22 protein-coding genes are annotated in these 23763 nt (G+C 68.9%); 5 read left to right on the forward strand and 17 right to left on the reverse strand.

Annotation, left to right across the window (positions count from 1 at the left end):
* The 5 genes from FRW57_RS04165 to FRW57_RS04185 form a co-directional block, all read right to left on the reverse strand.
* A partial coding sequence (locus FRW57_RS04165; protein ID WP_152185398.1) for an ATP-binding cassette domain-containing protein occupies window positions 1–535 on the reverse strand: 535 nt, incomplete at its 3' end.
* Window positions 532–1371 (reverse strand): ABC transporter permease, encoded by an 840-nt coding sequence (locus FRW57_RS04170; protein ID WP_238384504.1) that lies wholly within the window; start codon window positions 1369–1371, stop codon window positions 532–534. The genes FRW57_RS04170 and FRW57_RS04165, both read right to left, overlap by 4 nt.
* A 44-nt stretch (window positions 1372–1415) precedes the next feature.
* Window positions 1416–2366 carry an ABC transporter permease gene (locus FRW57_RS04175; RefSeq protein ID WP_137120081.1) on the reverse strand — a complete coding sequence of 317 codons (951 nt, stop codon included), beginning with the start codon at window positions 2364–2366 and terminating at the stop codon, window positions 1416–1418.
* 18 nt (window positions 2367–2384) lie between these two features.
* Complete coding sequence (locus FRW57_RS04180) at window positions 2385–3956, reverse strand: ABC transporter substrate-binding protein (protein ID WP_152185399.1); 1572 nt, start codon at window positions 3954–3956, stop codon at window positions 2385–2387.
* Between the two features lies 1 nt (window position 3957).
* Window positions 3958–5025, reverse strand: a complete 1068-nt coding sequence (locus tag FRW57_RS04185) for an isocitrate/isopropylmalate dehydrogenase family protein (RefSeq protein WP_137120079.1) — start codon at window positions 5023–5025, stop codon at window positions 3958–3960.
* A 159-nt stretch (window positions 5026–5184) separates the two neighbouring features.
* Here FRW57_RS04185 and FRW57_RS04190 point away from each other — a divergent pair, with 159 nt between their 5' ends.
* Complete coding sequence (locus tag FRW57_RS04190) at window positions 5185–6588, forward strand: amidase (protein ID WP_137120259.1); 1404 nt, start codon at window positions 5185–5187, stop codon at window positions 6586–6588.
* Window positions 6589–6612: 24 nt separating this feature from the next.
* Entirely contained in the window at window positions 6613–7386 is a 774-nt protein-coding gene (locus tag FRW57_RS04195; protein WP_137120078.1) for a FadR/GntR family transcriptional regulator, read from the forward strand.
* A 108-nt stretch (window positions 7387–7494) separates the two neighbouring features.
* Here the strand turns inward: FRW57_RS04195 and FRW57_RS04200 are convergent, their stop codons facing one another.
* From FRW57_RS04200 to FRW57_RS04245, 10 genes are all read right to left on the reverse strand, one after another.
* Window positions 7495–8298: a carbon-nitrogen hydrolase family protein gene (locus FRW57_RS04200; RefSeq protein ID WP_137120077.1), complete on the reverse strand. Its 804-nt coding sequence runs from the start codon at window positions 8296–8298 to the stop codon at window positions 7495–7497.
* An 8-nt stretch (window positions 8299–8306) separates the two neighbouring features.
* Window positions 8307–8975 carry an RraA family protein gene (locus FRW57_RS04205; protein WP_137120076.1) on the reverse strand — a complete coding sequence of 223 codons (669 nt, stop codon included), beginning with the start codon at window positions 8973–8975 and terminating at the stop codon, window positions 8307–8309.
* 87 nt (window positions 8976–9062) lie between these two features.
* Complete coding sequence (locus FRW57_RS04210; protein ID WP_152185400.1) at window positions 9063–9854, reverse strand: ABC transporter permease; 792 nt, start codon at window positions 9852–9854, stop codon at window positions 9063–9065.
* A 13-nt stretch (window positions 9855–9867) separates the two neighbouring features.
* A complete protein-coding gene (locus FRW57_RS04215) occupies window positions 9868–10776 on the reverse strand; it encodes an ABC transporter permease (RefSeq protein WP_152185401.1) in 909 nt (302 codons plus the stop codon).
* Complete coding sequence (locus FRW57_RS04220) at window positions 10773–11843, reverse strand: ABC transporter ATP-binding protein (RefSeq protein WP_152185402.1); 1071 nt, start codon at window positions 11841–11843, stop codon at window positions 10773–10775. Before FRW57_RS04220 ends, FRW57_RS04215 begins: the two co-directional genes overlap by 4 nt.
* Before the next feature lie 12 nt (window positions 11844–11855).
* Window positions 11856–12920, reverse strand: a complete 1065-nt coding sequence (locus FRW57_RS04225) for an ABC transporter substrate-binding protein (protein ID WP_137120072.1) — start codon at window positions 12918–12920, stop codon at window positions 11856–11858.
* Window positions 12917–13609, reverse strand: coding sequence for a GntR family transcriptional regulator (locus tag FRW57_RS04230; RefSeq protein ID WP_137120071.1), 693 nt, complete (start codon window positions 13607–13609; stop codon window positions 12917–12919). The genes FRW57_RS04225 and FRW57_RS04230 overlap by 4 nt, the downstream gene beginning before the upstream one ends.
* Before the next feature lie 132 nt (window positions 13610–13741).
* Window positions 13742–14230: a hypothetical protein gene (locus tag FRW57_RS04235; protein WP_238384480.1), complete on the reverse strand. Its 489-nt coding sequence runs from the start codon at window positions 14228–14230 to the stop codon at window positions 13742–13744.
* A complete protein-coding gene (locus FRW57_RS04240) occupies window positions 14223–14585 on the reverse strand; it encodes a hypothetical protein (protein ID WP_137120070.1) in 363 nt (120 codons plus the stop codon). The genes FRW57_RS04235 and FRW57_RS04240 overlap by 8 nt, the downstream gene beginning before the upstream one ends.
* Window positions 14586–14627: 42 nt before the next feature.
* Window positions 14628–14825: a DUF3099 domain-containing protein gene (locus tag FRW57_RS04245; protein WP_202911369.1), complete on the reverse strand. Its 198-nt coding sequence runs from the start codon at window positions 14823–14825 to the stop codon at window positions 14628–14630.
* Between the two features lie 207 nt (window positions 14826–15032).
* Here FRW57_RS04245 and FRW57_RS04250 point away from each other — a divergent pair, with 207 nt between their 5' ends.
* Both FRW57_RS04250 and FRW57_RS04255 read left to right on the forward strand, forming a co-directional pair.
* Complete coding sequence (locus FRW57_RS04250; RefSeq protein WP_137120069.1) at window positions 15033–15986, forward strand: ATP-binding cassette domain-containing protein; 954 nt, start codon at window positions 15033–15035, stop codon at window positions 15984–15986.
* Window positions 15983–16813, forward strand: coding sequence for an ABC transporter permease (locus FRW57_RS04255; RefSeq protein WP_152185403.1), 831 nt, complete (start codon window positions 15983–15985; stop codon window positions 16811–16813). Before FRW57_RS04250 ends, FRW57_RS04255 begins: the two co-directional genes overlap by 4 nt.
* A 13-nt stretch (window positions 16814–16826) precedes the next feature.
* Here the strand turns inward: FRW57_RS04255 and FRW57_RS04260 are convergent, their stop codons facing one another.
* Together FRW57_RS04260 and FRW57_RS04265 are read right to left on the reverse strand one after the other, a co-directional pair.
* Window positions 16827–20066, reverse strand: coding sequence for an AfsR/SARP family transcriptional regulator (locus tag FRW57_RS04260; protein WP_152185404.1), 3240 nt, complete (start codon window positions 20064–20066; stop codon window positions 16827–16829).
* A gap of 99 nt (window positions 20067–20165) precedes the next feature.
* Window positions 20166–22991 (reverse strand): helix-turn-helix transcriptional regulator, encoded by a 2826-nt coding sequence (locus FRW57_RS04265; RefSeq protein ID WP_137120066.1) that lies wholly within the window; start codon window positions 22989–22991, stop codon window positions 20166–20168.
* 211 nt (window positions 22992–23202) lie between these two features.
* Here FRW57_RS04265 and FRW57_RS04270 point away from each other — a divergent pair, with 211 nt between their 5' ends.
* On the forward strand, window positions 23203–23751 hold the full coding sequence (locus tag FRW57_RS04270; protein ID WP_152185405.1) for a hypothetical protein: 549 nt from the start codon (window positions 23203–23205) through the stop codon (window positions 23749–23751).
* Window positions 23752–23763: the final 12 nt, after the last annotated feature.

The raw sequence follows: 23763 nt of genomic DNA on the forward strand, positions 1-23763 counted from the left end.
ACAGCTGGTGCGGGTAGGCGCGTGCGGTGCCGGCCGGGTCGGGCAGGCCGACCTGGTCGAGCAGCTCGACCGCCGCGGCCCGGGCCGCCTTGCGGTTCGGGCGGGTCCGGTGGATCAGCATCGACTCGGCGACCTGGTCACCCACCCGCATGGTCGGGTTGAGCGCGGTCATCGGCTCCTGGAACACCATCGCCAGGTCACGGCCCCGCACCCGCGACATCGCCTTCTCGTCCGCGCCGACCAGGTCGTGCCCCACCCCAGCCACCCGCACCGACCCGGACGCCTGCAGGCCCTCGGGCAGCAGACCCATCAAGGCCAGCGCGGTCAGCGACTTGCCCGACCCCGACTCCCCGATCAGCCCGACCCGCTCCCCGGGCCGGATGGTGAAGGACACGTCCTCGACCAGCTTCTGCTCCCGCACCGTCACGTCCAGGCGATCCACGACCAGCACGTCCTCGCCGGCCGTCCGGCCCACGGGACCCGCCGTGCCGGTCGCGCTGCCCGGAGTGGTGCGGCTGGCCGGTGTGGCGTTCATCGGCGGTCCTCCAGCTTCGGGTCGAACCGGTCGCGCAACCCGTCGCCGAGCAGGTTGAACCCCAGCACCGCCACCGCGATCGCCACCCCGGGGAACACCGCCAGCCGCGGCGCCGACCACAACATCTCCTGGCTCTCCTGCAGCATCCGCCCCCACGACGGCGTGGGCGGCGGGGTGCCGAACCCCAAGAACGACAGCGCCGCCTCGGCCAGCACCGCGATCGCGAACGACACCGACGCCTGCACCGTGACCAGGCTGCTGACATTCGGCAGCACGTGCCGCACCCCGATCGCGAACGGGCCCCGCCCGGCCGCCCGGGCCGCCAGCACGTACTCCGTCCCCAGCACCTGCAACGTGCCGCTACGGATCAACCGGGCAAAGCTGGGGATCGTCGCGATCCCGATCGCGATCATCGCCACCAACGTGCTCGCGCCGTAGACCGCGGCGAACATGATCGCCAGCAACAATGCCGGGAACGCCAACAACAGGTCATTGCCCCGCATCACCAGCTCACCCAACCACCGTGGCACCATCCCCGCCACGATCCCCAGCGGCACCCCGATCGCCGCGGCCACCCCCACCGCGACGAACCCGACGAACAACGTGGTGCGCGACCCCACCAGGATCTGGCTGAACACGTCACGGCCGAACTTGTCGGTGCCGAACCAGTAGTCTCCCGACGGCTTCTGCAACCGGGTCGAGGCATTCACCAGCGTCGGGTCGTGGGGCGTCCACACGAACGACACCAGCGCCATCCCCACGATCAGGCACACCAGGAAACCACCCACCAGCAGGCTCGGATTCACCCGCCGGCGCGCGGGCGCCGACCCCACCAGGTCGTCCGGGCCGGGTGGCTGGACCGCCAGGGCGTCCTGCGCGCTCACCGGGCACCCGCCCGCAGCCGGGGGTCGATCACCAGGTAGAGCAGGTCGACCACGAAGTTCACGACCAGCACCGCCACCACCAGGATCATCACCACGTCCTGCACCATGATCAGGTCACGCTGGGAGACGCTGTCCAGCAACAAGCTGCCCAGCCCCGGGATGACGAACACCCGCTCCACCACCACCGCACCGATCAACAACGTCGCCAGCTGCAGCCCCAACACCGTGACCACCGGCACCGACGCGTTGCGCAGCCCGTGCCGCACCAGCGCCCGCATCGGCCGCAACCCCTTGGCCCGCGCCGTGCGCAGGTAGTCCTCCCGCAACACGTCCAGCACCGCGCTGCGCACATACCGCGTCAACACCGCCGCCTGCACCAACCCCAACGACAACACCGGCAGCACCAGCTGCTTGACGAACATCACCGGATCCTGCGCCGGCGGAGTCCACCCGTTGGCCGGCAACCAGCCCAGCTTCACCGCGAACACCGCAATCAACAAGATGCCCGCCAGGAACGCCGGGATCGCCATCCCCACCTGCGAGACCGCCGACAACGCCAGCCCGGACACCTTGCGGTGCCGCACCGCCATCACCGTCCCCACCGGGATCGCCACCACCACCGCCAACGCCATCGCCGTGACCACCAGCCACAAGGTCACCTGCAGCCGATCCGCCAGCTGCGGACCGATCGCCGTACCCGACACGTAGGAGTTACCCGGGTCGAACGTGACCAGGCCCTTCACCCAGCTGAGGTACTGCACCACCAACGGCCGGTCCAGGCCGAACTCGTGCTCCATCTCGTGCACGGCCGCGTCGGAGGCATTGACACCCAGCGCGACCCGTGCCGGGTTGCCGGGCAGCACAGCCATGAACGCGAACACGATGACCGAGCTCACGACGAGGCTACCCAGCAGGATCCCGGCGCGTTGGAGCAGTCGAAGGACCATCTGATCGAACCAGACCCGTTAGGACCCGGCCAGCCCTGTCACGTCGAAGGACTCGGAGATCGCGTTCTTGGGCAGCCCGGTGATGCCCTTGTCGGCCACGATGATGTTGGGCAGGACGAACAGCCAGTCGGCAGCAGCGTCCTGCGACAGCATCTTCGCCGCCTTCTTCATGTCCGTGACCTGCTCCTGCTCGGTGCCCTCGTCGGCCTGCTTGAGCAGGTTGCTGAAGGCCGGGTTGGTGTAGCGGGTGTAGTACTTCGGGTCACCGAAAACCGCTCCCATGTCGCGAGGCTCGACGTGCGCGATGATCGACATGTCGTAGTCGGCATTGGTGAAGACCGTGCTCAGCCACGCTGCCGGGAACTCGAGCTGGTCGAGCTTGACCTTGAAGCCCGCCTGCTCGAGCTGGCTCTTGACCACGGTCCCGCACGACACGGCATACGGGAGCGTCGGGATCCGCAGCCGCAGCGTCTCGTTCGCCTCGCCGGACTCCTTGAGCAGGGTCTTGGCCATGGCGACGTCGTGCGGGTACAGCCCGGTGAGGTCCTCGTACCACGGGTCGGTCGGCGGCACCATGCTGCCGATCAGGGTGCCGCGACCGGCCCAGCACGTGTCGAGCAGGGCCTTGTGGTCGATGGCGTAGCGCACCGCCTGGCGCATCTTCTTGTTCTTCATCGGCCCGCTGCCGTTGTTGAACGACAGGACGACCTCGCCGTTGGTCGTGCCCTCGATCACCTGGTACTTGTTGTTGTTCTCGAACTGCCCCAGCGACTCCGGCGTCTGGACCGTCCCGATGACATTGATCGTGCCGGTCAGGAGCGCGTTGTTGAGGGCGGTCGGGTCCTTGAAGTACTTGAAGGTGACCGTCTTGTAGTAGGGCTTGTCACCCCAGTAGGAGTTGTTGCGCAGCAAGGAGATCGAGTCGCCACGGGTCCACTTGCCCAGCTTGTAGGGTCCGGTGCCGATCGGCTTGGTCGCGAGGTGGTCGACGCCGGTACGGCTGAACATCGCGCCCACCCGGGTCGTCATGCGGTAGAGCCAGTCGTTGCTGGGATGGGAGAGGACCACCTGGAGCTTGGTCGGGGAGACCACCTTGGCGTGGTCGACCACGTCCATCGCCGACTTGAGCGAGATCGTCCAGTCCTTCTTCACCCGGTCGATGGAGAACTTCGCGTCCGCCGCGGTGAACGGCTTGCCGTTGGTGAACTTCGCGTCCTTGGTGAGATTGAACGTGTAGGTCTTGCGGTCCTTCGACACCGTCCAGGAGGTCGCGAGTCCCGGTGCGATGTCACCCTTCTGGTCGAGCTGAACGAGGCCCTCGTAGACGTTGTAGAGCAGCACCTGTGGGATCGCGGCGCCGTCCGTCTTGGTGAAGTCGAGGTTGGCGGGCTCAGCCACCAGTCCGATGCTCAGGCTGGCGTTGCTGGCCTCCTGCCCGCCGGCAGTGCCGCCGGTGGCCCCGCCCGTCGCCCCGCCGCCGGGACTCTCGTCGCCTCCACCCGAGGTGGACGAACCTGCGGAGCACGACGCGAGCACGAGGCTGGCTGCCGCTGCGACCACGAGGGCCGTCTTCTTGATGTGGTGCCTCACCTTAGGTCTCCATCCGGTTCAGGACCGCGGACGCGAGGTCCGCTGTCGTGGCGCTTCCGCCGAGGTCGGGGGTGTGGTTCTGGGGGTCCAGCAGGGCCGCCGCAACAGCCTGCCGTATGCCGTGTGCCGCCTTGGTGTGTCCGAGGTCCTCCAGCAGGAGGGCGCCGGAGAGCAGGCACGCGACCGGGTTGGCCACGCCACGGCCGGCGATGTCGGGAGCCGAGCCGTGCACGGGTTCGTAGATACCCGGGACGTCGCCGCCGGGAAGGACGTTGGCGGACGGGGCCATCCCCATCCCCCCGGCCAGGACGGCCGCCAGGTCGGACAGGATGTCGCCGAACAGGTTGCCGGCCAGCAGCACGTCCAGCGACCGCGGCGCCTGGATCATCCGGGCGGCCATCGCGTCGACCAGCACGGTCTCCAGCTCCACCCCCGGGTACTGCTCACCGACCTCGGCCACGACCCGGTCCCACAGCGGGTAGCCGTGCCGCATGGCGTTGGACTTGGTGACCAGCGACAGCTTCCCGGACCGCTTGCCCGCCAGGGCGAACGCGTGGTGGGCGGCGCGCTCGATGACCCGTCGGGAGTGGACCGCGACCTCGATCCCCAGGTCGTGCCCGCTGCCGGCATGGGCCACTCCCCCGGCTCCGACGTACTCGCCCTCGGTGTTCTCCCGCACGATGACCAGGTCGACACCGTCGGTGTCACGGACCTTGGTCGGCACCCCCGCGAAGGCCTGCACCGGCCGGATGTTGACCGCCAGGTCCAGCTGCTGGCGCAGCCCGATGATCAGACCCCACACCAGCTCGTGGTCGGGCACGTCGGGCCGGCCCACCGCACCGAACAGCACCGCGTCGTGCTCCTTGGCCACGTCCGCCGCGTCGGCCGGCATCGCGGCACCCTCACGCAGGAATCGCTCGCCACCCCAGTCAAGCTCGGTGACCTGCAGCTCACCGCCCTGCGCGGACACAGCTGCAGCCAGCACCGGCACGGTGGCCCCGATGACCTCCGGTCCGACCCCGTCACCGGGGATCACTGCGAGGCGCACGGCGGCCCCGGGCTGGGTCATCCTGACCTCCTGAAGGTGACTGGTCTGACCAGTGGACTTTGTGACGATTGACGCTACCCTGACGACTGGATCGGTTCTTGTCAAGGGATTCCGTCGAGGACGACGGAGCGGGGCCGTGCGAAGGGAGCAGATGTGTCCGAAGCAGCAGGCCTGGCCACGATGACGGCGGCGAGGATGGTGGCGGCGTTCGCGGACCGTTCGGTGTCCCCGGTCGAGGTCCATGAGGCGGTGCAGGAGGTGATCGGGGCCTGCGAGCCCGTGCTCAACGCGTTCTGGGTGCGCGACCCCGAGCAGTCCCTCGCAGCGGCCCGCGCCAGTGAGAAGCGGTGGACTGCAGGCGAACCCCTCGGGCCGATCGACGGCGTCCCGGTCACGTTGAAGGAGAACCTCGCCCGCGCTGGCGTGCCGATGCCGTCGGGCAATGCCGGCATCGAGCCGGTGGTGCCCACCGCCAACGCCCCGATCACCGACCGGGTGCTGGAGTCCGGCGGTGTCGTGCTGGGCTCCACCGTGATGCCGGACTGGGGCATGCTCTCCTCGGGGGTCTCCAGCCTGCACGGCATCACCCGCAGCCCGTGGAACCCGCAGTGGACGACCGGTGGCTCCAGCTCCGGCGCCGGGGCCGCCGCAGCAGCCGGATACGGACCGTTGCACGTCGGCAGCGACATCGGGGGCTCGATCCGCCTGCCCGGCACCTGGCTCGGGCTGGCCACGCTCAAGCCCAGCGCCGGGCGCATACCCCTGGACGCGCCCTACCTCGGTCGTTGCGCCGGCCCGCTGACCCGCACCGTCGCCGACGCGGCCCTGTTCATGGGCGTGCTCAGCCAGCCCGACCCGCGCGACTGGACCAGCCTGCCACCGGAACAGACCGACTGGGCCGCGCTCGACCTGCAGGTGCGCGGGCTGCGAGTCGGTCTGCACCTGGACGCCGGCTGCGGCGGCGACGTGGAGCCCGAGATCAGCCGGGCGGTCACCGACGCCGCCGCGCTCTTCGAGGCCGCCGGGGCCCACGTCGAACCCATCGCGCCGTTCATGACCCCCGACCTGCTCGACGACCTGGACCTGTTCTGGCGGGTCCGCTCCTGGAACGACTACGCGGCGCTGCCCGCGGACCGGCAGGCCCGGATCCTGCCCTACATCGTGACCTGGTGCAGCGTCGGCGCAGACACGACCGGACCTCGGATCCTGGAGTGCTACCAGCAGATCATGCGGATGCAGGCTGCCACCGTGGCCGCCACGCAGCCGTATGACGTGGTCCTGTCCCCCGTCGCACCCGTCTCCGCGTTCCCCGCCGAGCAGCCGATGCCCTACCCCGACAACGGCAGGGGCATGCGACACATCGGGTTCACCGTCCCCTACAACATGTCCGGCCAGCCCGCCGCCACCGTCAACGCCGGCTTCACCCACGACGGGCGACCCATCGGCATACAGCTGTCCGGGCGACGGTTCGACGACCTCGGCGTGCTGCGCGCGGCCGCCTGGTACGAACAGCACCGGCCCGAGCCGGCCGTCCCGCGCTGGCCCGACCACACCTCCTTGCAGGAGCCGGCTCAGCTCGCATGAACAGCACGTCGAGAGAGGAACAGCATGGGTGAGGGCGCGCAGTTCGAGCAGGTCCGACCGGTGCGCCTCTACCAACGGATCGTCGAGCAGATCGAGGGCGCGCTTGCCCAGGGCGAGCTCAAGCCCGGGGAGCGGCTGCCGAGCGAACGGGAGCTGGTTACCCAGTTCGGCGCCAGCCGGTCGACGGTGCGCGAGGCGCTGCGCGTGCTGGAGAGCAACGGCGTCGTCCGGTCGCGTCCCGGCGACCCGAACGGCCCGGAGATCCTGCCCTTCTCCACCCAGGGGCTCACCAAGCAGATCACCCGGCTGACCCAGGTCGACGAGGTCGGCTTGGGGGAGCTGATCTCCTTCCGGATGATCCTCGACGGCTCCGCAAACATGCTCGCCGCCCGACTGCGCACACAGGACGAACTGGCGTCGATGGAAGCCACCATCGAGGTGATGCGCGAGACGATCGACCTCGGCTACGAGGAGTTCAGCGAGGCCGACGTGGCCTTCCACGATGCCATCGCCCGGGTCAGCCGCAACTCGCTGATCCAGGTCTGCAACCAGGTGGTCCGTGGCGTCGTCCTGTCCCTGATCTCCGACAAGATCTCACGCTCGCGCAACAGCAAGGCGCTGATGCGCCAGTCGCTGCACCACCACGAAGAGGTGCTCGAGGCCATCCGCGCTGGCGACGGGCCCGCAGCGGCACGCATCTCCCGGCGCAACCTCTACGACTACTACGCCGGCTACCTGCCCAAGGGCGAACGCGAACCGCTGCTCGCCCTGCTCCTGGACGTCAAGCCCGTGGTCTGAGGAACCCTTCGCGGCTTTTCCGGCGACAAGGACTCCACCGGAGTGGCTTGGACGGCCCACTGCCGCGTCGGCGGAGGCCCACCACGTGGTGGACCTCCGCCGCGGGGATCACGCCTGGGAGGTGTCGATGCGAAAGCGACGGTTTGCGAGGCTCGGGTTCTTGACGCGAACCGACTCCAGGCGGTCCGCCGAGATGGTGGTGCCCGCGACCCCCGGTGCCTCTCCGGCGGAGGCCACGACGACCCCCATGGGGTCGATCACCATGCTCTGCCCGGTGCACAGCGGGCCCGACTGTCCCGACACCAGGGCGTAGACGGTGTTCTCGATCGCCCTCGCCCGGGCCAGTGTCACCCAGTGGTCCTCCTTGGCTGGACCAACCGCCCATGCGGCCGGGACGACCAACGCGTTCGCCCCGGAGTCCACCAGCGCGCGGGCCATCTCCGGGAAGCGCATGTCGTAGCACGTCATGACGCCGAAGGCCAGACCGCCCAGCTTGAAGACCAGGGGCTGGTACGACGCAGCCTGGACGCGGTCGGACTCCTTGTAGCCGAACGCGTCGTAGAGGTGCACCTTGCGGTAGACGTCCTCCAGCTCTCCGTCGGAGCGGACGACCACCACCGTGTTCGAGGCCTTGGACGAGCCCTCGAGCACCTCGGTCATCCCCGCGACGACGGCGATGTCGTGTTGCTTGGCCGATTCGGCCACCGCTGACACGAACGGCCCGTCCAGCGACTCCCACTCGGCGGAGGTGTCCGCCGTGACGTCGGGATTGGCGTACATCGCGTTCTCCGGCAGGACGACCAGCGAGGCCCCTTGACCGGAGGCCTCGGCGATGAGCCGTTGCACCTGGGCGCGGTTCTCCACCTTGTCCACGGTGGCTCCGAACTGGGCGACAGCGACCTTCACAGACATGTCGGTTCTCACTTTCCCGCGACGGCGGACTCGGCGAAGTACTTGGCGGCGCCGGAGATGTCCGAGATCCGGCCTCCTGCTGCGATGCTCTCACGTGAGGGCCCCTCGGCCTCCTCCTTCGCCTTGAGCAGGCGGGCGACGTCGAGCGCCTCCTCGCGCTTGAGAACCGCTACGCCATCAGAGTCGGCAAACACGACGTCGCCGGGGAAGACCACCACTCCTCCGACGGATACCGGCACGTTGATGCTCCCCTCGACCCCTGCGATCCGGGTGGTGTGCGCAGCGATGCCCCGGGAATAGGCGGGGAAGCCATAGCCACTCATCTCCTCGATGTCGTTGATCTGCCCGTCGATCACGGCGCCGACAGCTCCCCTCGCCTTCGCCGTGAACGACACGAGACCGCCGAAGCACGAGCGCTGCTCGTCGCCACTCTGTTCCACCACGAGGACGTCGCCGGGACGCAGGTCGTCGGCAGCAACGTGCAACGCGGTCGAGTCAAGGTGCGGCAGTCGCACCGTCACGGCGGTCCCGACGAACTTCAGCGGGCGCATGTTCGGCACCAGCCCCCGCGGGAAGCCGTGGTCGCGCAGGTGACCGAGAGTGGAGGTGCACACCTGGGACAAGGCTTGGACGATCTCCTCGTCGATGGATGGTGCGGATGGATTGCGGGTGAACATGTGAGTTCCGATCTTCTTGGGCTCGGTGTTGGACAGTGGATGGAGCTGGACGTGGGACGGACGAGATGGCAAGGAGCGCCGACCGGCTCAGCGCAGGACGCGTTTGAGACCCATCACGCGCTCGATGATGACGACGAAGAGGATGCTGATGGCGATGAGCACGACCGACAGCGCTGCAATTTGGGGATCTGTGCGAGTTTCGACGTAGTGGAAGATCTCGACCGGCAGAGTCGTCGCACGCGGGCCGACGACGAAGAGCGAGATCACCGCCTCGTCGAACGAGATGAGGAACGCGATCACTCCCCCGGCGAGCACACCGGGCGCGATCAGGGGCAACGTCACCTTTCGGAAGGTCACCCATGCCGAGGCACCCAGCGTTCGCGCCGCCTCCTCGCAGGAACGGTTGAGCGTGAGCAGACTCATCGACGCCGTCCGGATGACGTAGGGAATCGTGATCGACAGGTGCGCCACGATCAGGCCCGCGTAGGTGCCCGTGATGCGCAGCGGGGCGAGCACCAGCAGGAGCGCGAGGCCGAGGACGATCGCCGGCACGAGCAGCGGTGAGAGGAAGAAGGCCGACAGCGCTTCCCTCCCGCGGAACTCGAACCGTGCGATGGCGAGCGCGACCGGGACCCCGATGAGGAGCGCGAGCAGCGCCACCCCACCCGCGGTGATCAGGCTGACCTTGAAGCCGGTGATGAAGTCTTGGTTCTGGGTGAGCTTCTCGTACCACTGGAGGCTGAACCCTTGCGGCGGGAAGGCCATCGACGACTCGCTGTCGAAGGAGATGCCGACCACCACGAGGATCGGCGCCAGCAGGAAGAGGTAGAGCACGGTCACGAGGACGCGGTTGGGCCACCCCTTGAGACGGGACTGCATGTGGACTCTTCTCCTACTGGGATTCGATGCGCCGCAGGGCGCGCTGGTAGATGACGATCACGAAGCCGAACAGAGCCAGCAGGATGAAGGAGATCGCAGCTGCGAACGGCCAGTTCAACGTCGCGGTGGCCTGGTCGTAGATCTCGGTCGCGAGCAGGAACACCCGTCCACCGCCCACCAGCCGCGGCGTGATGAAGGAGCTGATCGTGAGGACGAAGACCAGCAGCGCACCCGTGAGGACGCCCGGCATGCTGAGCGGCCACACCACTCGCCAGAACACCTTCCAACGGTTTGCTCCCAGGCTTGCGGCCGCGTGCTCGAGATCCGTGCTGAACCGACCGAATCCAGCGAGCAGCGCAAGAATCATGTAGGGCATCATGATCTCGACCAACGAGATGTAGACGCCCACCTTGTTGTTCACCAGAGCGAGCGGATGGTCGGTGAGACCAGTCGCCTGCAGAGTCTTGTTGACCACGCCCTGGTTGCCGAGCAGGACGATCCATCCGTAGGTGCGGACCACGGAGCTGGTCAGCAGCGGGGCGATGGCCAGGGCGATGAGGACACCCTTGAACCGCGACTCGGTGCGCACCAGGAACAACGCGATCGGGTAGGAGACGAGGATCGCGAAGAAGGTGACCACCAGGCCGAGGAGCAAGGTGTCCCAAGCCATCTTCCAGTAGTAGCCGTCGGTCAGGAACTGGGCATAGGAGTGGAAGGAGACCGTGTCCTCGATCATCCCCGAGGAGTCGCCGGTCTTCAGGCTCATCCGCAGCAGGTAGACCAGGGGCAGGACGAACGAGACCAACATCCCGAGCAACCCGGGCACCGTGAGCGCAAGGACGGTGCCACGCAGCTTTCGGCGCGGAGGCTCGGCTGGAGGTGGAATCGTCTTCGTCGGCCGCTCGTGGAGGGCGGTGGTCATACGGTCGCCTCCTCCTTGAGGACGACGGCGTCACGGGTCCCCCAGGACAGCTGCACCGGCGTGCCCGGCGGAAGGTGCGGCTCACCGCTCGACACCGACTGCACGGTGACTCTGCGATCGGCAACCTGGACGGAATACTCCACCGAGTCACCCACGTAGACCATCGACCCCACCCGGCCGTGGGCGTCCACGGACGGGCACTGGGTGATCCGCATGCGGTGCGGTCGCACCATCAGGCTCCCCTGCCCGAGCTGCCGGTGGTCGTCGACCGCCGTCATGGCCCCCAGCCCGTCGATCTGGACGGTCGCAACGCCCTGAGCGGTGTCCAGGATCTTGCCGTCGAAGATGTTGGCCCGGCCGATGAAGTTGGCCACGAACCGGTTGGCGGGATGCTCGTACACCTGCTCGGGCGTGCCGACCTGCTCGATGTGGCCCTCGGACATCACCACGATGCGGTCCGAAGTCGCCAACGCCTCGTCCTGGTCGTGGGTGACGAACACCGTGGTGATGCCGATCTTCTGCTGGATCGAGCGGATCTCGTCGCGCATCGTGTCCCGCAGCTTGGCGTCCAGGTTGGACAGCGGTTCATCGAGGAGCAGGACCTTGGGCTCGATCACCAGGGCACGAGCCAACGCCACCCGTTGCTGCTGGCCCCCGGAGAGCTGCTTGATCCGCCGCTCCCCCAGGTGTCCCAGCTGCACCAGGTCGAGGGCGCCCGCGACCTTCGTCCTCACCTCGCTCTTGGACAGGCCCCGCATGGTGAGACCGAAGGCGACGTTCTCAGCGACATCGAGATGCGGGAAAAGGGCATAGTTCTGGAAGACCAACCCCATCCCACGCTGATGCACCGGGGTGTGCGTCAGCTCCTTCCCGTCGAGGTCGATTCGGCCGGCGGTCGGCTCGATCAGCCCCGCGATCATCCTCAGCGTCGTGGTCTTGCCACATCCCGAGGGGCCGAGGAGTGAGATGAACTCACCCTTCTCGATCTGCATGGTGAAGTCCGAGACACTGGGCCGATCGGTGCCGGGGTACTGCTTGCTGATGTCGCTCAGTTCGAGGTATGCCATGGTTGCCTTCGCTCAGGAGTCGGCGAGGATCTGCCTGCGCCAGATCTGCGTCCAGTCGTCACGCTTCTGCGCCACCACGGTCCAGTCCACGTCGAGGACCTTGTCGATCTTCTTCGGGTCCGCTGCGGTGCGGCCAAGGGCCGCGTTGCTCGGCTTGGCCTTCGTGTTGGTCGGTGCGTAGTACATCGTGTCGGTGAACGTCGCCTGGGACTCCGGGCCGAGCGCATAGTTGATGAAGGTCTGCGCTGCCTCTGGGGACGGCGAGTTCTTCACCAGGTTGATGGTGTTGATCTGGAAGATGGTCTCGTCGTCGGGGATGGCGACCTTCATCTTGCCCTTGCTCTCGTCGGCGTAGAACTGGGCCCGCGCGTTCCATGCGATCGCGAGATCGGCCGTGCCGGACTGGACCAAGGTGTACTGGTCGGGCTGCGGCGCCCAGGTCTGGACGCTCGGAGCCAGGTCCTGGAGCCGCTTGACCCCCGGGTCGACCGAATTCGAGTAGTCCCCGCCTGCCTTGGCGTTCTCGATCAGCATCAGACCGGTTCCCTGGATGTCGGGGTGAGAGGGCACCACGATCCGACCCTTGTACTTCGGGTCCCACAGGCTCTCCCACTTGGTCGGAGCGGGGTTCACCTTGTCGTTGTAGATGAGCACCAGGCTGTCGAACGTGACCGCTGGCCCGTAGTTGCCGTCGACCTGGCCACGCTTGTCGATGTCCTTCATGTTCGGGACCTTGGCCGGGTCGAGCGGTTGAAAGAGGTCCGACTTGTTCGCGGTGTCGGACACCGACAGGTCCATGATCGCAACGTCCGCCTCCGGCGCGCTCTTGGCGCTGCGGAGGGACGCGAGGTTGTCCGCCGAGTTGCCCATGCCGTTGTAGGTGACCTTGATGTCCGGGAACTTCTTCGTGAAGGGGTCGATGACCGCCTTTTGGAAGTTGTCCTGGAAGACCCCGGAATAGCCCTGGATCACGATGGATCCCGCGTCCGCGCTGTCCTGTGTGTCGGTCCCCCCACCGCAGCCTGCGATCGCGACGAGCGCGAGCACCGAGGTCGTCCCAAAGAGCTTCTTGTTCATGAGTCGGTCTTCTCCTGTTGCCGATGCTGGGTGAGCAGCCGCATCTCGAGCTGTTGGTGCTCGATCTGTCGCTGGTATGACGTGTCGATGTGTCGTGCTACGACGCGGACGGCTTCGTCCTGGTCGCGGTCCTTGATGGCTGTCTGCAAGGCCCAGTGGTCGTCGTTGACGTTCTCCATGCCGAGCCGGTCGTGCGCGAGGTACCACAGTCGGAGCGACCCACAGTTGAGTCGGTCCACCGCCTCGCTGAGAAACCTGTTGTCGGTGGCCATGGCCACCGCCAGGTGGAACCGGTGGTCCAGCTCGACGCTCTCGTAGACGTCGTTGCGGTCCACCGCTTCCTCGATCTGGTTGCAGATGCGACCGAGCTCTTCGATCTGCTCATCGCGAGCACGCTGCACGGCCAGCCTGGCGACCGGCTCTTCGAGCAGGTGCCGTGCCTCGTACAGTCGCGCCAGCTCGAGCACCCGAATGCCTCGCACGTAGGGCGTGCGGTGCGGTGGGTAGTTAATGAACTGCTCGTCGGAGAGCCGTTTGATCGCCTCGCGCAGTGGGGTCCGGCCGAAGCCGTAGCGCTCGATGAGCACTCCGTCCTCGAGCGGCATGTCCTCTGAGAGCTCGCCCTCGACGATGGCCCGCCGCAGCACGGCATACGCCTGCTCGGTCTTGGTCGTGCCCGTCGGAGTCATGTCGTATACCTTCGATATATCGATGAGTACAGGACAGGTATACAGACAGCCGACGCGCTCTGTCAACGGTTGGAGTGCAACGGATCTCGGCTTGCGCTCAGGAGGGCGCTGGCCCAGCAGTCCTCTCGAGCGTCAGCGCGACTGTCGGTGGCGTCGCAACCAGAGCAGCCCGAGCACGGGCAGCACGAGGGGCACATAGCCGTAACCGGCGCCGAAGTGTGACCACACCGTCTTGTCGGGGAAGGCCGCCGTGTCGACATAGGACAGCACGCCGACCACCAGGACGCCGACCAGCTCGATGGAGCACGAGACCGTGGCGACGCGCACGGCCGTGTGCCCTCCCCTCGCGAGCGCAACGGTCGCCACGAGGTAGATCACGGCTGCGAGCGCGGACAGCAGGTAGGCGACCGGCGCGCGGTGGAAGTACTCGGAGATCTGCAGGATCGAGCGCCCGGTCGCGGCGAGGGCGAGCAGGGCGTAGACGGCGACCAGGATCCGTCCCGGGCCGGACCCAGTGGCCTGTCCGACGGTGGGACCGCCCTCTCCCCCGCCCTCGACGGTCGGCGGCTCCACGGGTCCCTCCGGTCCCTCAGGGCTGGCCGGGCCCCGCGGGTCAGGCATGTGCCATCCCCCAGACCTGCTCGAGCCGGCCGATGAGCACGGCGCAGACGAAGGCACCGACGAGGATCACGCCCATGGCCCACCCGGTCTTCTCCTTGATGGCCAGGAACACGACGAACGGCGGCACGATGACGACCGTGAACAGGTAGGCCACGAAGGTCGCCCCGTCCGCGCCGCCGATGTCGCCGGCGTGCGCGAGGCCGACGACCAGCTGCACCAGGAGCCCGACCTCGAGCAGCCCGGCCACGGCCAGCAGACGGTCATCGATCAACGAGTGCCGCAGCAGGTAGTAGGCCGCCCCGAGCGCGAGCACGGCACACAGGACCAGCAGCACGATCGACAGGGGCAGGAGCACCCCGGAAGCGTAACCACGGGTCGCGGACGGGACCGAGCGAGGTCAGCGGTCGTCGTCATCGTGCCGCGTCTCCCAGGGCCGGTTGGCGATGATGACGGCCGTGGGCGGGATCACGGCGGCCACGGCGCTCATCACGATTGCCGCGGTGACCGACCAGAGCCGCACGACGAACCACGCGAGCGCGACGAGCGTGATGCACGTGCCCATCAGCCAGAAGTAGCGGCGCTCGTTGGTCTTCACCCTCCCGTTCTACGCCTTCGGTCAGCGAGGCGCCGTGCGGCTGCGGGGACGAGCCAGGTGTGGGACACCTGGCAGCTGCGCCCTGTGCGGCACGTACCAGCGCGCTGACAGCACGAGCTCGCCCGTGCCAGCGTCGTGACGGCGCCGTGCCAGTGCCGCCCGGCAGGATCGCAAGCGACATCGACTTCCGTGATCGAAGGAGCAACCATGACCTACGCCTTCCGGGCCGAGGGGCTCACCAAGCGCTTCGGCACCACCCAGGCCCTCGACAGCATCGAACTCGCCGCCGAGCACGGCACCGTCCTCGGCGTGCTCGGACCCAACGGCGCCGGCAAGACCACCGCCGTGCGCATCCTCGCCACCCTGCTGCAGGCCGACTCCGGCCGGGCGCAGGTCAACGGGTATGACGTGACCCGCGACGCGGCGAAGGTGCGCCGCAGCATCGGGCTCACCGGGCAGTACGCCTCGGTGGACGAAGACCTCACTGGCACCCAGAACCTCGTGCTCATCGGCCAGCTGCTCAACCTGCGCTCGGCTGCTGCGAGGGCGCGCGCGGCCGAGCTGCTCGAGTGGTTCGACCTGACCGACGCCGCCGGCCGGATGGCCAAGACCTACTCCGGTGGCATGCGCCGCCGGCTCGACCTCGCTGCCAGCCTGGTCGGGCGCCCAGCGGTGGTGTTTCTCGACGAGCCCACCACCGGCCTCGACCCGGCCAAGCGCGAGGACATGTGGGGCGTCGTGCGTCAGCTCGTCGACGACGGTTCGACGGTGTTGCTCACCACCCAGTACCTCGACGAGGCAGACGCGCTGGCTGACGAGATCAGCGTCATCGATCACGGCCGTGTCATCGCCCACGACACCCCGGACGGCCTCAAGCGGGTCATCGGCGGCCAGCGCATCCGGGTGCGCCCCAGCGACCTGGGGAGGCTGGACGAGGTCCGAGCCATCCTGGGCCAGATCGCGGGTGCCTCCCCCGAGGAGTCGGCCCGCCACCAGCTGACCGTGCCGGTCGACGACGAGAGCGCGCTGGCCGCGACGGTCGACCGCCTGACCGAGTCAGGGATCTCCGTCACCGAGCTTTCGTTTCACCTGCCCAGCCTGGACGAGGTCTTCATGTCCCTGACCGGGCGCCCCACCGAGACCACCAAGGAGGCCGCATGACTGCCACCGCCGTCCACCCGACCGAATCGACCCAACCCACCAGCCGAGCCGGCGAGCTCACCGACGAGGGCTCGACCCTGCGGCACGCCATCGCCCTGGCGAAGCGCAGCCTGATCAAAACGTGGCGCACCCCGGAGGCGCTGGTCGACGTCACGCTGCAGCCGGTGATCTTCATCCTGATGTTCACCTACATCTTCGGCGGCGCGATCGCCGGCGGATCACAGCATGAGTACCTGCAGTTCCTGTTGCCTGGCGTCCTCGGCCAGACCGTCGCGATGGCCGGGATCGCCTTGGGCGTCAACCTCAACACCGACATCGAGAAGGGCGTCTTCGACCGGTTCCGGTCGCTGCCCATCTCCCGTTCGGCCCCCTTGGTGGGCGCGGTCCTCGCCGACGTGGTGCGCTACCTGATCCTGTTCGTCATGTGCCTCGGCACCGGCCTGATCGTCGGGTTCCACGTCGGCACCAACCCTCTCGCGGTCCTCGCGGCACTCGGCATCTCTGTTGCCTTTGCGCTGTGCTTCTGCTGGATCTCGGTCTGGGTCGGCATGATCGCCCGCACCTCGGGCGCCGTGCAGGGCATCATGTTCCTGCTCGTCCTGCCGCTCTCGTTCGTCAGCAACGCGTTCGTGCCGACGGCAACGATGCCCAGCTGGCTGGCCCAGGTGGCCGACGTCAACCCGATCTCCCACCTGGTGGGCACGGTGCGCGGACTGATGGTCGGGGGACCAGTCGCGTCCAACCTGCTGTGGACGCTCGGGTGGATGGCCGTCCTGCTGCTCGTGTTCGTCCCGCTGGCGCTGCGCGCCTACCGCCGACGGGCCTGAGCCTGCAACGGTCTCAGCTCGCCCGGTCCGGGTCGGCCCATCGGGCCGGCGCGAGCCGGGCGAGTGCGGCCTCCCGGGGCAGCATGCGTCCCTTGGCGTATGCCGGGTCGAACCGGTCGCCCAGTGCGTCACCCAGGACCCTGCGCACCCGCTTGACCGCCACGTCGGTCAGGTCGTCGCCCCCACGCAACTGGGCGGATGCGCCCAGCACCTCAGCTGCCTCCGCAGGTCGCTCCCGGGTGATGAGGAGCTCGGCGATGCCCACGCCGACGACGGAGATGATCGGCTTGTCACGAGTCGCCACGGCCAGGTCGTAGGCGCGCGCCAACTGCACCTCCGCCTCCTCCAAGCGGCCATCGTCGAGTTCCGCCCCTGCGCACACCGCCAGGAAGAGCGCGTGCGCGTGGCCCCTCATCGGGCTCCGCGGGCCGAGGTCATCGAGCAACCGGGCGGACTCCCGCAGCAGCCGATGAAGCTCGGCGTCGTCTCCCGCTATGCGCGCTATGCCGGCCAGCACGACATACAGCAGCAGCCGCTCGGCGCTGCCGAGGTCCGGCGCCTCCTCCCGCAGGGCCGCCGCCTCCTGGCGCACCAGGTCGAGTTCCCCTCTGCGCACGTGCACGTCGAGCATGCGTATGCGCACCAGCTCCACGTCGTCCGACGACCCGAGCTCGGTCGAGTAGTCCAGGGTGCGCTGGTAGTCGGCCTGCGCGCCATCGAGGTCCCCGTCCATCAACCGCAGCCGCGCCCGCACACCCACCGCCTGGGCCAGACCCCACCGGTCGCCGATCTTCGAAAAGCCGTGCAGGGCCTCGGCCAGATTGGCCCGCATCCCCTCCGGGTCGCCCTCGTTCTCCGCGATACTGGCCATGAACATGCGGGCCATCGCCCTGATCCAGGCATCGCCACCGGCGATGGCCTCGTCGAAGTACGCCTGCACCTGGTCTTCCTCGCCGGAGAAGAAGGCGAGCATCGGGCGCATCACCGCAACCATGGGGAACCGCTCGAGGTCGAGCTTGTCCAGGCGGGCGTTCAACCCCGCAAGCTCCGCGGCGACGTCCTCCGCGGAGGCCGGCGGGTCGTCGCCCTCCTCCCAGTGGGCCAGGTTGCTGATCGCCAGCACCGCCTCGGCGGCGGTTCGCTGGTCGGGGTCGACGTCACCGGGGACGGCCAGCGCGTAGCCGAGCCAGGTCACTGCCTCGCCCTGGCTGCCGGTCAGCGTCCAGTACCACGTGAGCTCGAGGGCCATGGCCAAGGTCGCAGGGGCATCGCCGCATTCGCCGAGGAAGCGCAGCGCGGCCAGGATGTTGTCCCGGTCCCGCCGCAACCGGGCGAGCCACGGTAGCTGCTCACGGGTGCGCAGCCGGGGGTCGGCCTCGTGCACGAGGCCGGCGAAGTGCCGCGCGTGGGAGCGGCGCACCGCCTCCATCTCCTCTCGCCCGACCAGCTGCTCACTGCCGAACTCCCTGATCGTCTCGAGCATCCGGTAGCGCAGCTCCCCGTCCATGGCGACCTCGAGCAGCGACTTGTCCACCAGGGCGCTGAGCAGGTCGGGGATGCGACGCGCGGGCAGTCCTCCCCCGGCGCAGACCACCCGGGCGCTCTCGACCGACGCGCCTGCGGGAAACACCGAGAGCCGTTCGGCCAGCAGGCGTTCCTCATCGGTCAACAGGTCCCAGCTCCACTGGACGACCGCCCGGAGTGTGCGGTGGCGTGGCAGTGCGGTGCGCTTGCCGCCGGTGAGGAGTGCGAACCGGTCGGAGAGCCGGGCGGCGATCTCGTCGACCGGCAGCACACGCAACCGCGCTGCGGCCAGCTCGATCGCCAACGGCAGACCGTCGAGCCGGCGCACGATCTCGATGCAGGCGCCCACCATGGTGTCATCGACGGCGAAGCCGTCGTCTGCGGCCGCCGCACGTTCGGCGAGCAGCTGCACGGAAGGATAGGAGAGGGCCTGGACCGCATTGACACCTTGCGGCGGCAGCGGCAGCGACGTGAGGCCACACAGGGACTCGCCGTCGATGCCGAGCGGCTCACGGCTCGTGGCCAGCACCCGCACGCGAGGGCAGGTGGTCAGGACCTTGTCCACCACCTCCGCGACGCCGTCGACCAGGTGCTCGCAGTTGTCGACCACCAGCAGGCAGGTCGCATCGCCGAGGGCCTCGAGCAGGCGTCCCATGGCATCACGTGTCATCCGCTCCGGCTGGCGCTCGAGCAGCTTGTTCTCGCGCATCCCCAACGCTGCCAGGATGGTCGGCGCGATGTCGTGCTCGTCCGTGACCGGGGCGAGGGGCACGAACCACACGCCTCCCTCGAGGCGCTCGATCCAGGTGTTCCCGACCTCGGCCGCAAGCCTGGTCTTGCCCGCACCACCGGGCCCGACGATCGTCGTCAGCCGCCCCGACTCGATCAGACCGCTCACGCGCTTTGCGTCGTCGTCGCGTCCGATGAAGCTGGTGAGGGCGGAGCGCAGGTTGGTCCGGTGAGCCTGACGACGCGCTCGGACCGGCGCCTCAGCCGCTTGCGCGCCGCGCAGGATCTGCAGATGCTGCTCCTGCAGGCTCGAGGACGGGTCGGTACCCAGCTGGTCGGAGAGGGTTCGACGGAACTGCTCGTATGCCGTGAGCGCCTCCGCCGCGCGCCCGGTCGCCACGAGAGCCCGCATGAGCTGGGCGGTGGACCGCTCGTGCAACGGGTGGGTCGCGACGAGCTCCCTCAGCTCGCTGACGACGCCTGTCGCGTCTCCGAGCTGGAGATCGGCCTCGATGCGGCCGGAGACCACATCGAGCCGTTGTGCCTCATAACGACTGGCGAGGGCCGCGCCATACTCGGCGTCGCCGGCGTCGAGCAGGGCCTCGCCGCGCCACAGGCCCAGAGCGGCGCGGAGGTTGGCGGCGGCACCCTGGGCGTCATTGCCCGAAAGGGCCCGTTGCCCCTCGCCGGCCAGGGCGGAGAACTGGTGGACGTCCACGGCGGAACGGTCGAGGGTCAGGCGGTAGCCACCCACGACCTGCTCGACCAGCGCGGGATCGCCCAGCGTCCGGCGCAGCCGGGAGACCAGGGTCTGCAGTGCGCCGGTGACGTCGCTCGGGAGCTCTTCACCCCAGATCGCGTCGACGAGCTCCTGGGCTGACACGACCCGACCAACGTCAACCGTCAGGCGCAGCAGCAGTCTGCGGAGGCGCGTGCCGGCGACCGGCACCACCCGATCACCGTCCCGCACCTCGATCGGGCCGAGGATCGCAACCTGCACCCACCTACTCTGACAGATGGCTCACGTGCATCGCGGCACCTCGGTGCTGGGCTGCCGCACGTGGACACCTCGGAGCAGGGTGGGACGAGTGGGGCGAGATCAGCGGCGCATCGCCTCCGCCAGCTCCTGTCGCGAGGAGATGCCGAGCTTGAGGTAGACGTTGCGCAGGTGGTACTCGATCGTCTTGCGGCTGACGAACAGGGCTGCGGCGGCTTCCCGGGTCGTGCGGCCGGAGGCGAGCAGCGTTGCGATCTGGAGCTGTTGCGGCGTCAGCTCGTCGAGACTGTCGGCAGCACGACGGTGGACGGTCTCGCCCGTTGCAGCCAACTCGACAGCGGCGGCGTTGGCCCAAGGATCTGCGCCGAGCCGTTCGAACGCCACCAGGGCCTCGCGGAGCACCGGTCGGGCCCGCACCCGCTGACGAGATCGTCGCAGCCAGGAGCCGAACAACATAGCGGTCCGGGCGGACTCGAAGATGTCCATGGTCTGGGCGTGGTGGTGCGCAGCCAGGATGAAGTGCTGCTCGACGGCGGTCCCCTCCGCCAGCAGCGCGACGGCCCGATGCGCACGAGCCAGGGCCCACGGCTGACCCTTGGCCTCGGCGACGCGCAGCATCTCCGCTGCGTCGACGGCGAGGCCCGCAACGTCGCTGTCGTCGCCACCGGCACCGGGATCTGCGGCACGACCCACCCGCAGCGAACATTCGGCCAGCTCGGGCACCGGTGACAGGTCCACATCGGCCAACCCACCCGCACGGAGAATGGCTCGCAGCTCGGTCAGGTGCTCGAGGGCGAGGGCCGGGCGGCCGAGCCCGAGCTCCAGGTCCGCCAGGGCAAAGCGCGTCCACACTCCACACAGGTTGAGGTGACGCGGTGGGAAGAGTTCGAGGACCTCCGCGGCGTGGGCGCGACACAGGTCGGCGCGACCCTGGCGCGCCTCGAGCCAGGCCAGTCCCGCCAACGAGGTCACCATGTCGACGACCCGTCCTGTTTCGCGGGCCAACCGGATTCCCTCGGTGTAGCTGGCCTCCGCCTCGTCCCAGCGGTCCGTCGTGGCGTCGTCCCGGCCCAGCAGGAACAACAGGAAGGGCAGCCGGGCCACGGCTCCGCGGTCGCGCACCTCAGTGGCCACTCGCTGTACCAGCTCTCGCCCCGCCCCTGCTTCGCGCAGCCACAACGGTCCGAGCAGGAGCCAGCCGAGGTGCGACGGATCGACAGCCGACGGTCCCGAGGCCGTGAGGGAGTGGACCGCTGCGGCGATCTGTTCGGTGCCGCCCTCGCCCGACAGCACCCTGGCGATCCCTGCCGACAGGACGCACAGGTCACGCACGTGCGGGTCGCGAACGAGCGGCAGCAGTCGCTCCAGCCGGCGCGCGAGCACACCCGCCGTGCCTCCGTCCGCGAGGTACAAGGTGGCCTCCAGCGCGTCCACCAGCACCGAGATCGACTGCTCGGGATCCAGACAGCCCTCGGGGGTGTCCACCAGGTCCGCCGCCGCCAGCAGCAGATCCAGCGACTCGAGCAGCGAGCCCTGCCGGGCGGCAACAGCGCCGCGGACCGCCAGCACGCGCACCTTGTGAAGCCGGTCAAGGGAACCGTCATCGGCCCCGGCGAGAAGCCTGTCCGCCTGGTCCTCCCGTCCTGCGAGCAGCGCCGCCTCCGCCGCCTCGATGAACCTCGCGTTCGCTTCCGGCTCAGCGTCGCTCAGCCGGGCAGCACGTTCGAGCGCAACGGAGGCCGCGGCATACGCACCGAGCGTCGTCGCTCTCCTGGCGACCGATTCGAGCATCGCCGCGACACTGGAGTCAGGCCCCACTGCTGCCTCCGCCAGGTGCCAGACCCGGCGTTCGTCCTCACCCCTGGTCTCGCCGCCATCAGCTCGGGCGACGCCCCCAGCGGCGCCGCCGCCACGCGACGCAATCGCGCCAGCAACCGCGGCGTGGGCCGCCCGACGCTGATCCGGAGCAGCCCGCGAATAGACCGCGGACCGCACGAGGGGGTGCCGGAAGACGACCCGGTCGGGCGTGAGGGAGATCAGGCCGGAGGCCTCCGCCTCGACCAGGTCCGACGCCCCGCCACCACTTGCACGGAGCGCCCGCAGCACCGTCGCGGCACGACCTCCCTCGGTCGCCGCCAGCAGCAGTGCCCACTGTGCCTCGGCGCCGAGTTCTGCTGCCCGGCCTGCGAATCCCTCTGCCAGAGAGTCGGACACGGGTAGAGGGACGGTGAGTGAGTCGGATTCCACCCCGGGAAGGTCTGCGAGTTCAAGGATGGCCAGTGGGTTGCCAGCCGTCACCTCCAGAAGGCGGTCGACCGTCCCCTCCGCGACGGGGGCCATCCGCCGTTGACTGAGCAGCTCTCCCGTGGCGGCGCGGTCGAGCCCGGAAAGGTGCAGCTGCGGCAGCGCTTCGCGGATCGGCCGAGTAGCCGGCACCTCACGCGCGGCGACCACCACCACGACCGGATCGGCAAGCAACCGCCGTGCGGCGAAGGCGAGGGCCTCCGCGGACGCCACATCGAGCCAGTGCGCGTCGTCGACGATCACCGCCACGGGTCGCTCCTCGGCGGAGCGACAGATCAGGCTGAGCGTGCCCGCTCCGACGGTGAACCGGTCTGTGACGTGGCCGGGCCCGAGGGCCAGCGCCGCGCCGAGCGCTTCGGCCTGCCGCCGCGGGATCCGGTCGAGCAGGCCGGTCACGGGACGGAGGAGGTGCTGGAGGCCACCAAAGGAGATCGCGTGCTCCACAGCCGATCCGGCCGCTCTCAGGATGCACATCCCCGCTGCCAGCTGGGTGGCGTGGTCGAGCAGGGCGCTCTTGCCGATGCCCGCGTCACCCGTGATCACGAGAACTCCGCTGGTGCCGACGCGCGCCCCGGCGATCAGCCGCTCGAGGAGCGCACACTCGGCCTCGCGGCCCGTCAACATCCGTCGATCGTAGGCCAATTCACGCCATCGGTGCAGCCACTCAGCACATCGGGCGCTGGGAGTGCGACTCCCCATCGGTCAGGGGTTGGCTCTGGTTGTGGATGGTGAGGTGTCGCGGGTGGGGTTGTGGACAACTCGAGAACGGATCCTGTTGCCGCTGCTGGTCATTCGGACTGACGGTGTTGTCGGTGGTCGCCCCTATCGTGAAGTCATGAAGCAGTCGCCGCCACCGTTCCCCTTCGGGAAGGACCCCGGGTGCGCCCGGTCCGCGGGCGCCGGTGACCCTGCCCGGAGTCGGTGGGCGAGTGATCGTCCGCCGTCCGGGCCGGACCGGCCGTTGGATGCCTCGGACGCGGCGCGCGCGGTCGGGACGTGGACCGACCGTCTCGCCAGGGAACGCAGGGACCGCGACCAGGCGGACGCCGACGACCACCTCGAGGCTGCGGACGCGGATGTCGTGGTGGACCCGGCGAGCGGGTTGCCGCGGGTGGCGGCGTGGCAGGTCACCGCCGCCCGTGCAGAGCTGGCGCGAGCCAGTGAGGCGCTGCGGGTCCTGGCGGCGGGGACCTGGGCGGTCGGCTCGGATGACCTGGCCGGGTTGATGCAGGACCTGGACCGGGTCCGGGCCGGGGCCGACATCGCGTCGGTGTTGGTCACCCGCGACGCGATCGACCGGGGCACCGTGACCGCCTCCCAGGCCGCCGGGGCCGGCCAGTGGGTCGCCCGCCAGGCCCCGCGAGATCGGACGCGCGTCGTGTAGGGCCCGAGTTTA

The organism is Segeticoccus rhizosphaerae (assembly GCF_009192725.1).
GTDB lineage: Bacteria > Actinomycetota > Actinomycetes > Actinomycetales > Dermatophilaceae > Segeticoccus > Segeticoccus rhizosphaerae.

Excerpts from the sequence above, each read along its gene's own strand:
- FRW57_RS04235 (WP_238384480.1), bottom strand. The coding sequence starts at position 14,230 with ATGCCTGACCCGCGGGGCCCGGCCAGCCCTGAGGGACCGGAGGGACCC.
- FRW57_RS04205 (WP_137120076.1), bottom strand. The coding sequence starts at position 8,975 with ATGTTCACCCGCAATCCATCCGCACCATCCATCGACGAGGAGATCGTC.
- FRW57_RS04230 (WP_137120071.1), bottom strand. The coding sequence starts at position 13,609 with ATGACTCCGACGGGCACGACCAAGACCGAGCAGGCGTATGCCGTGCTG.
- FRW57_RS04250 (WP_137120069.1), top strand. The coding sequence starts at position 15,033 with ATGACCTACGCCTTCCGGGCCGAGGGGCTCACCAAGCGCTTCGGCACC.
- FRW57_RS04225 (WP_137120072.1), bottom strand. The coding sequence starts at position 12,920 with ATGAACAAGAAGCTCTTTGGGACGACCTCGGTGCTCGCGCTCGTCGCG.
- FRW57_RS04195 (WP_137120078.1), top strand. The coding sequence starts at position 6,613 with ATGGGTGAGGGCGCGCAGTTCGAGCAGGTCCGACCGGTGCGCCTCTAC.
- FRW57_RS04210 (WP_152185400.1), bottom strand. The coding sequence starts at position 9,854 with ATGCAGTCCCGTCTCAAGGGGTGGCCCAACCGCGTCCTCGTGACCGTG.
- FRW57_RS04220 (WP_152185402.1), bottom strand. The coding sequence starts at position 11,843 with ATGGCATACCTCGAACTGAGCGACATCAGCAAGCAGTACCCCGGCACC.
- FRW57_RS04255 (WP_152185403.1), top strand. The coding sequence starts at position 15,983 with ATGACTGCCACCGCCGTCCACCCGACCGAATCGACCCAACCCACCAGC.
- FRW57_RS04215 (WP_152185401.1), bottom strand. The coding sequence starts at position 10,776 with ATGACCACCGCCCTCCACGAGCGGCCGACGAAGACGATTCCACCTCCA.
- FRW57_RS04270 (WP_152185405.1), top strand. The coding sequence starts at position 23,203 with ATGAAGCAGTCGCCGCCACCGTTCCCCTTCGGGAAGGACCCCGGGTGC.
- FRW57_RS04185 (WP_137120079.1), bottom strand. The coding sequence starts at position 5,025 with ATGACCCAGCCCGGGGCCGCCGTGCGCCTCGCAGTGATCCCCGGTGAC.
- FRW57_RS04190 (WP_137120259.1), top strand. The coding sequence starts at position 5,185 with ATGACGGCGGCGAGGATGGTGGCGGCGTTCGCGGACCGTTCGGTGTCC.
- FRW57_RS04175 (WP_137120081.1), bottom strand. The coding sequence starts at position 2,366 with ATGGTCCTTCGACTGCTCCAACGCGCCGGGATCCTGCTGGGTAGCCTC.
- FRW57_RS04200 (WP_137120077.1), bottom strand. The coding sequence starts at position 8,298 with ATGTCTGTGAAGGTCGCTGTCGCCCAGTTCGGAGCCACCGTGGACAAG.
- FRW57_RS04265 (WP_137120066.1), bottom strand. The coding sequence starts at position 22,991 with ATGTTGACGGGCCGCGAGGCCGAGTGTGCGCTCCTCGAGCGGCTGATC.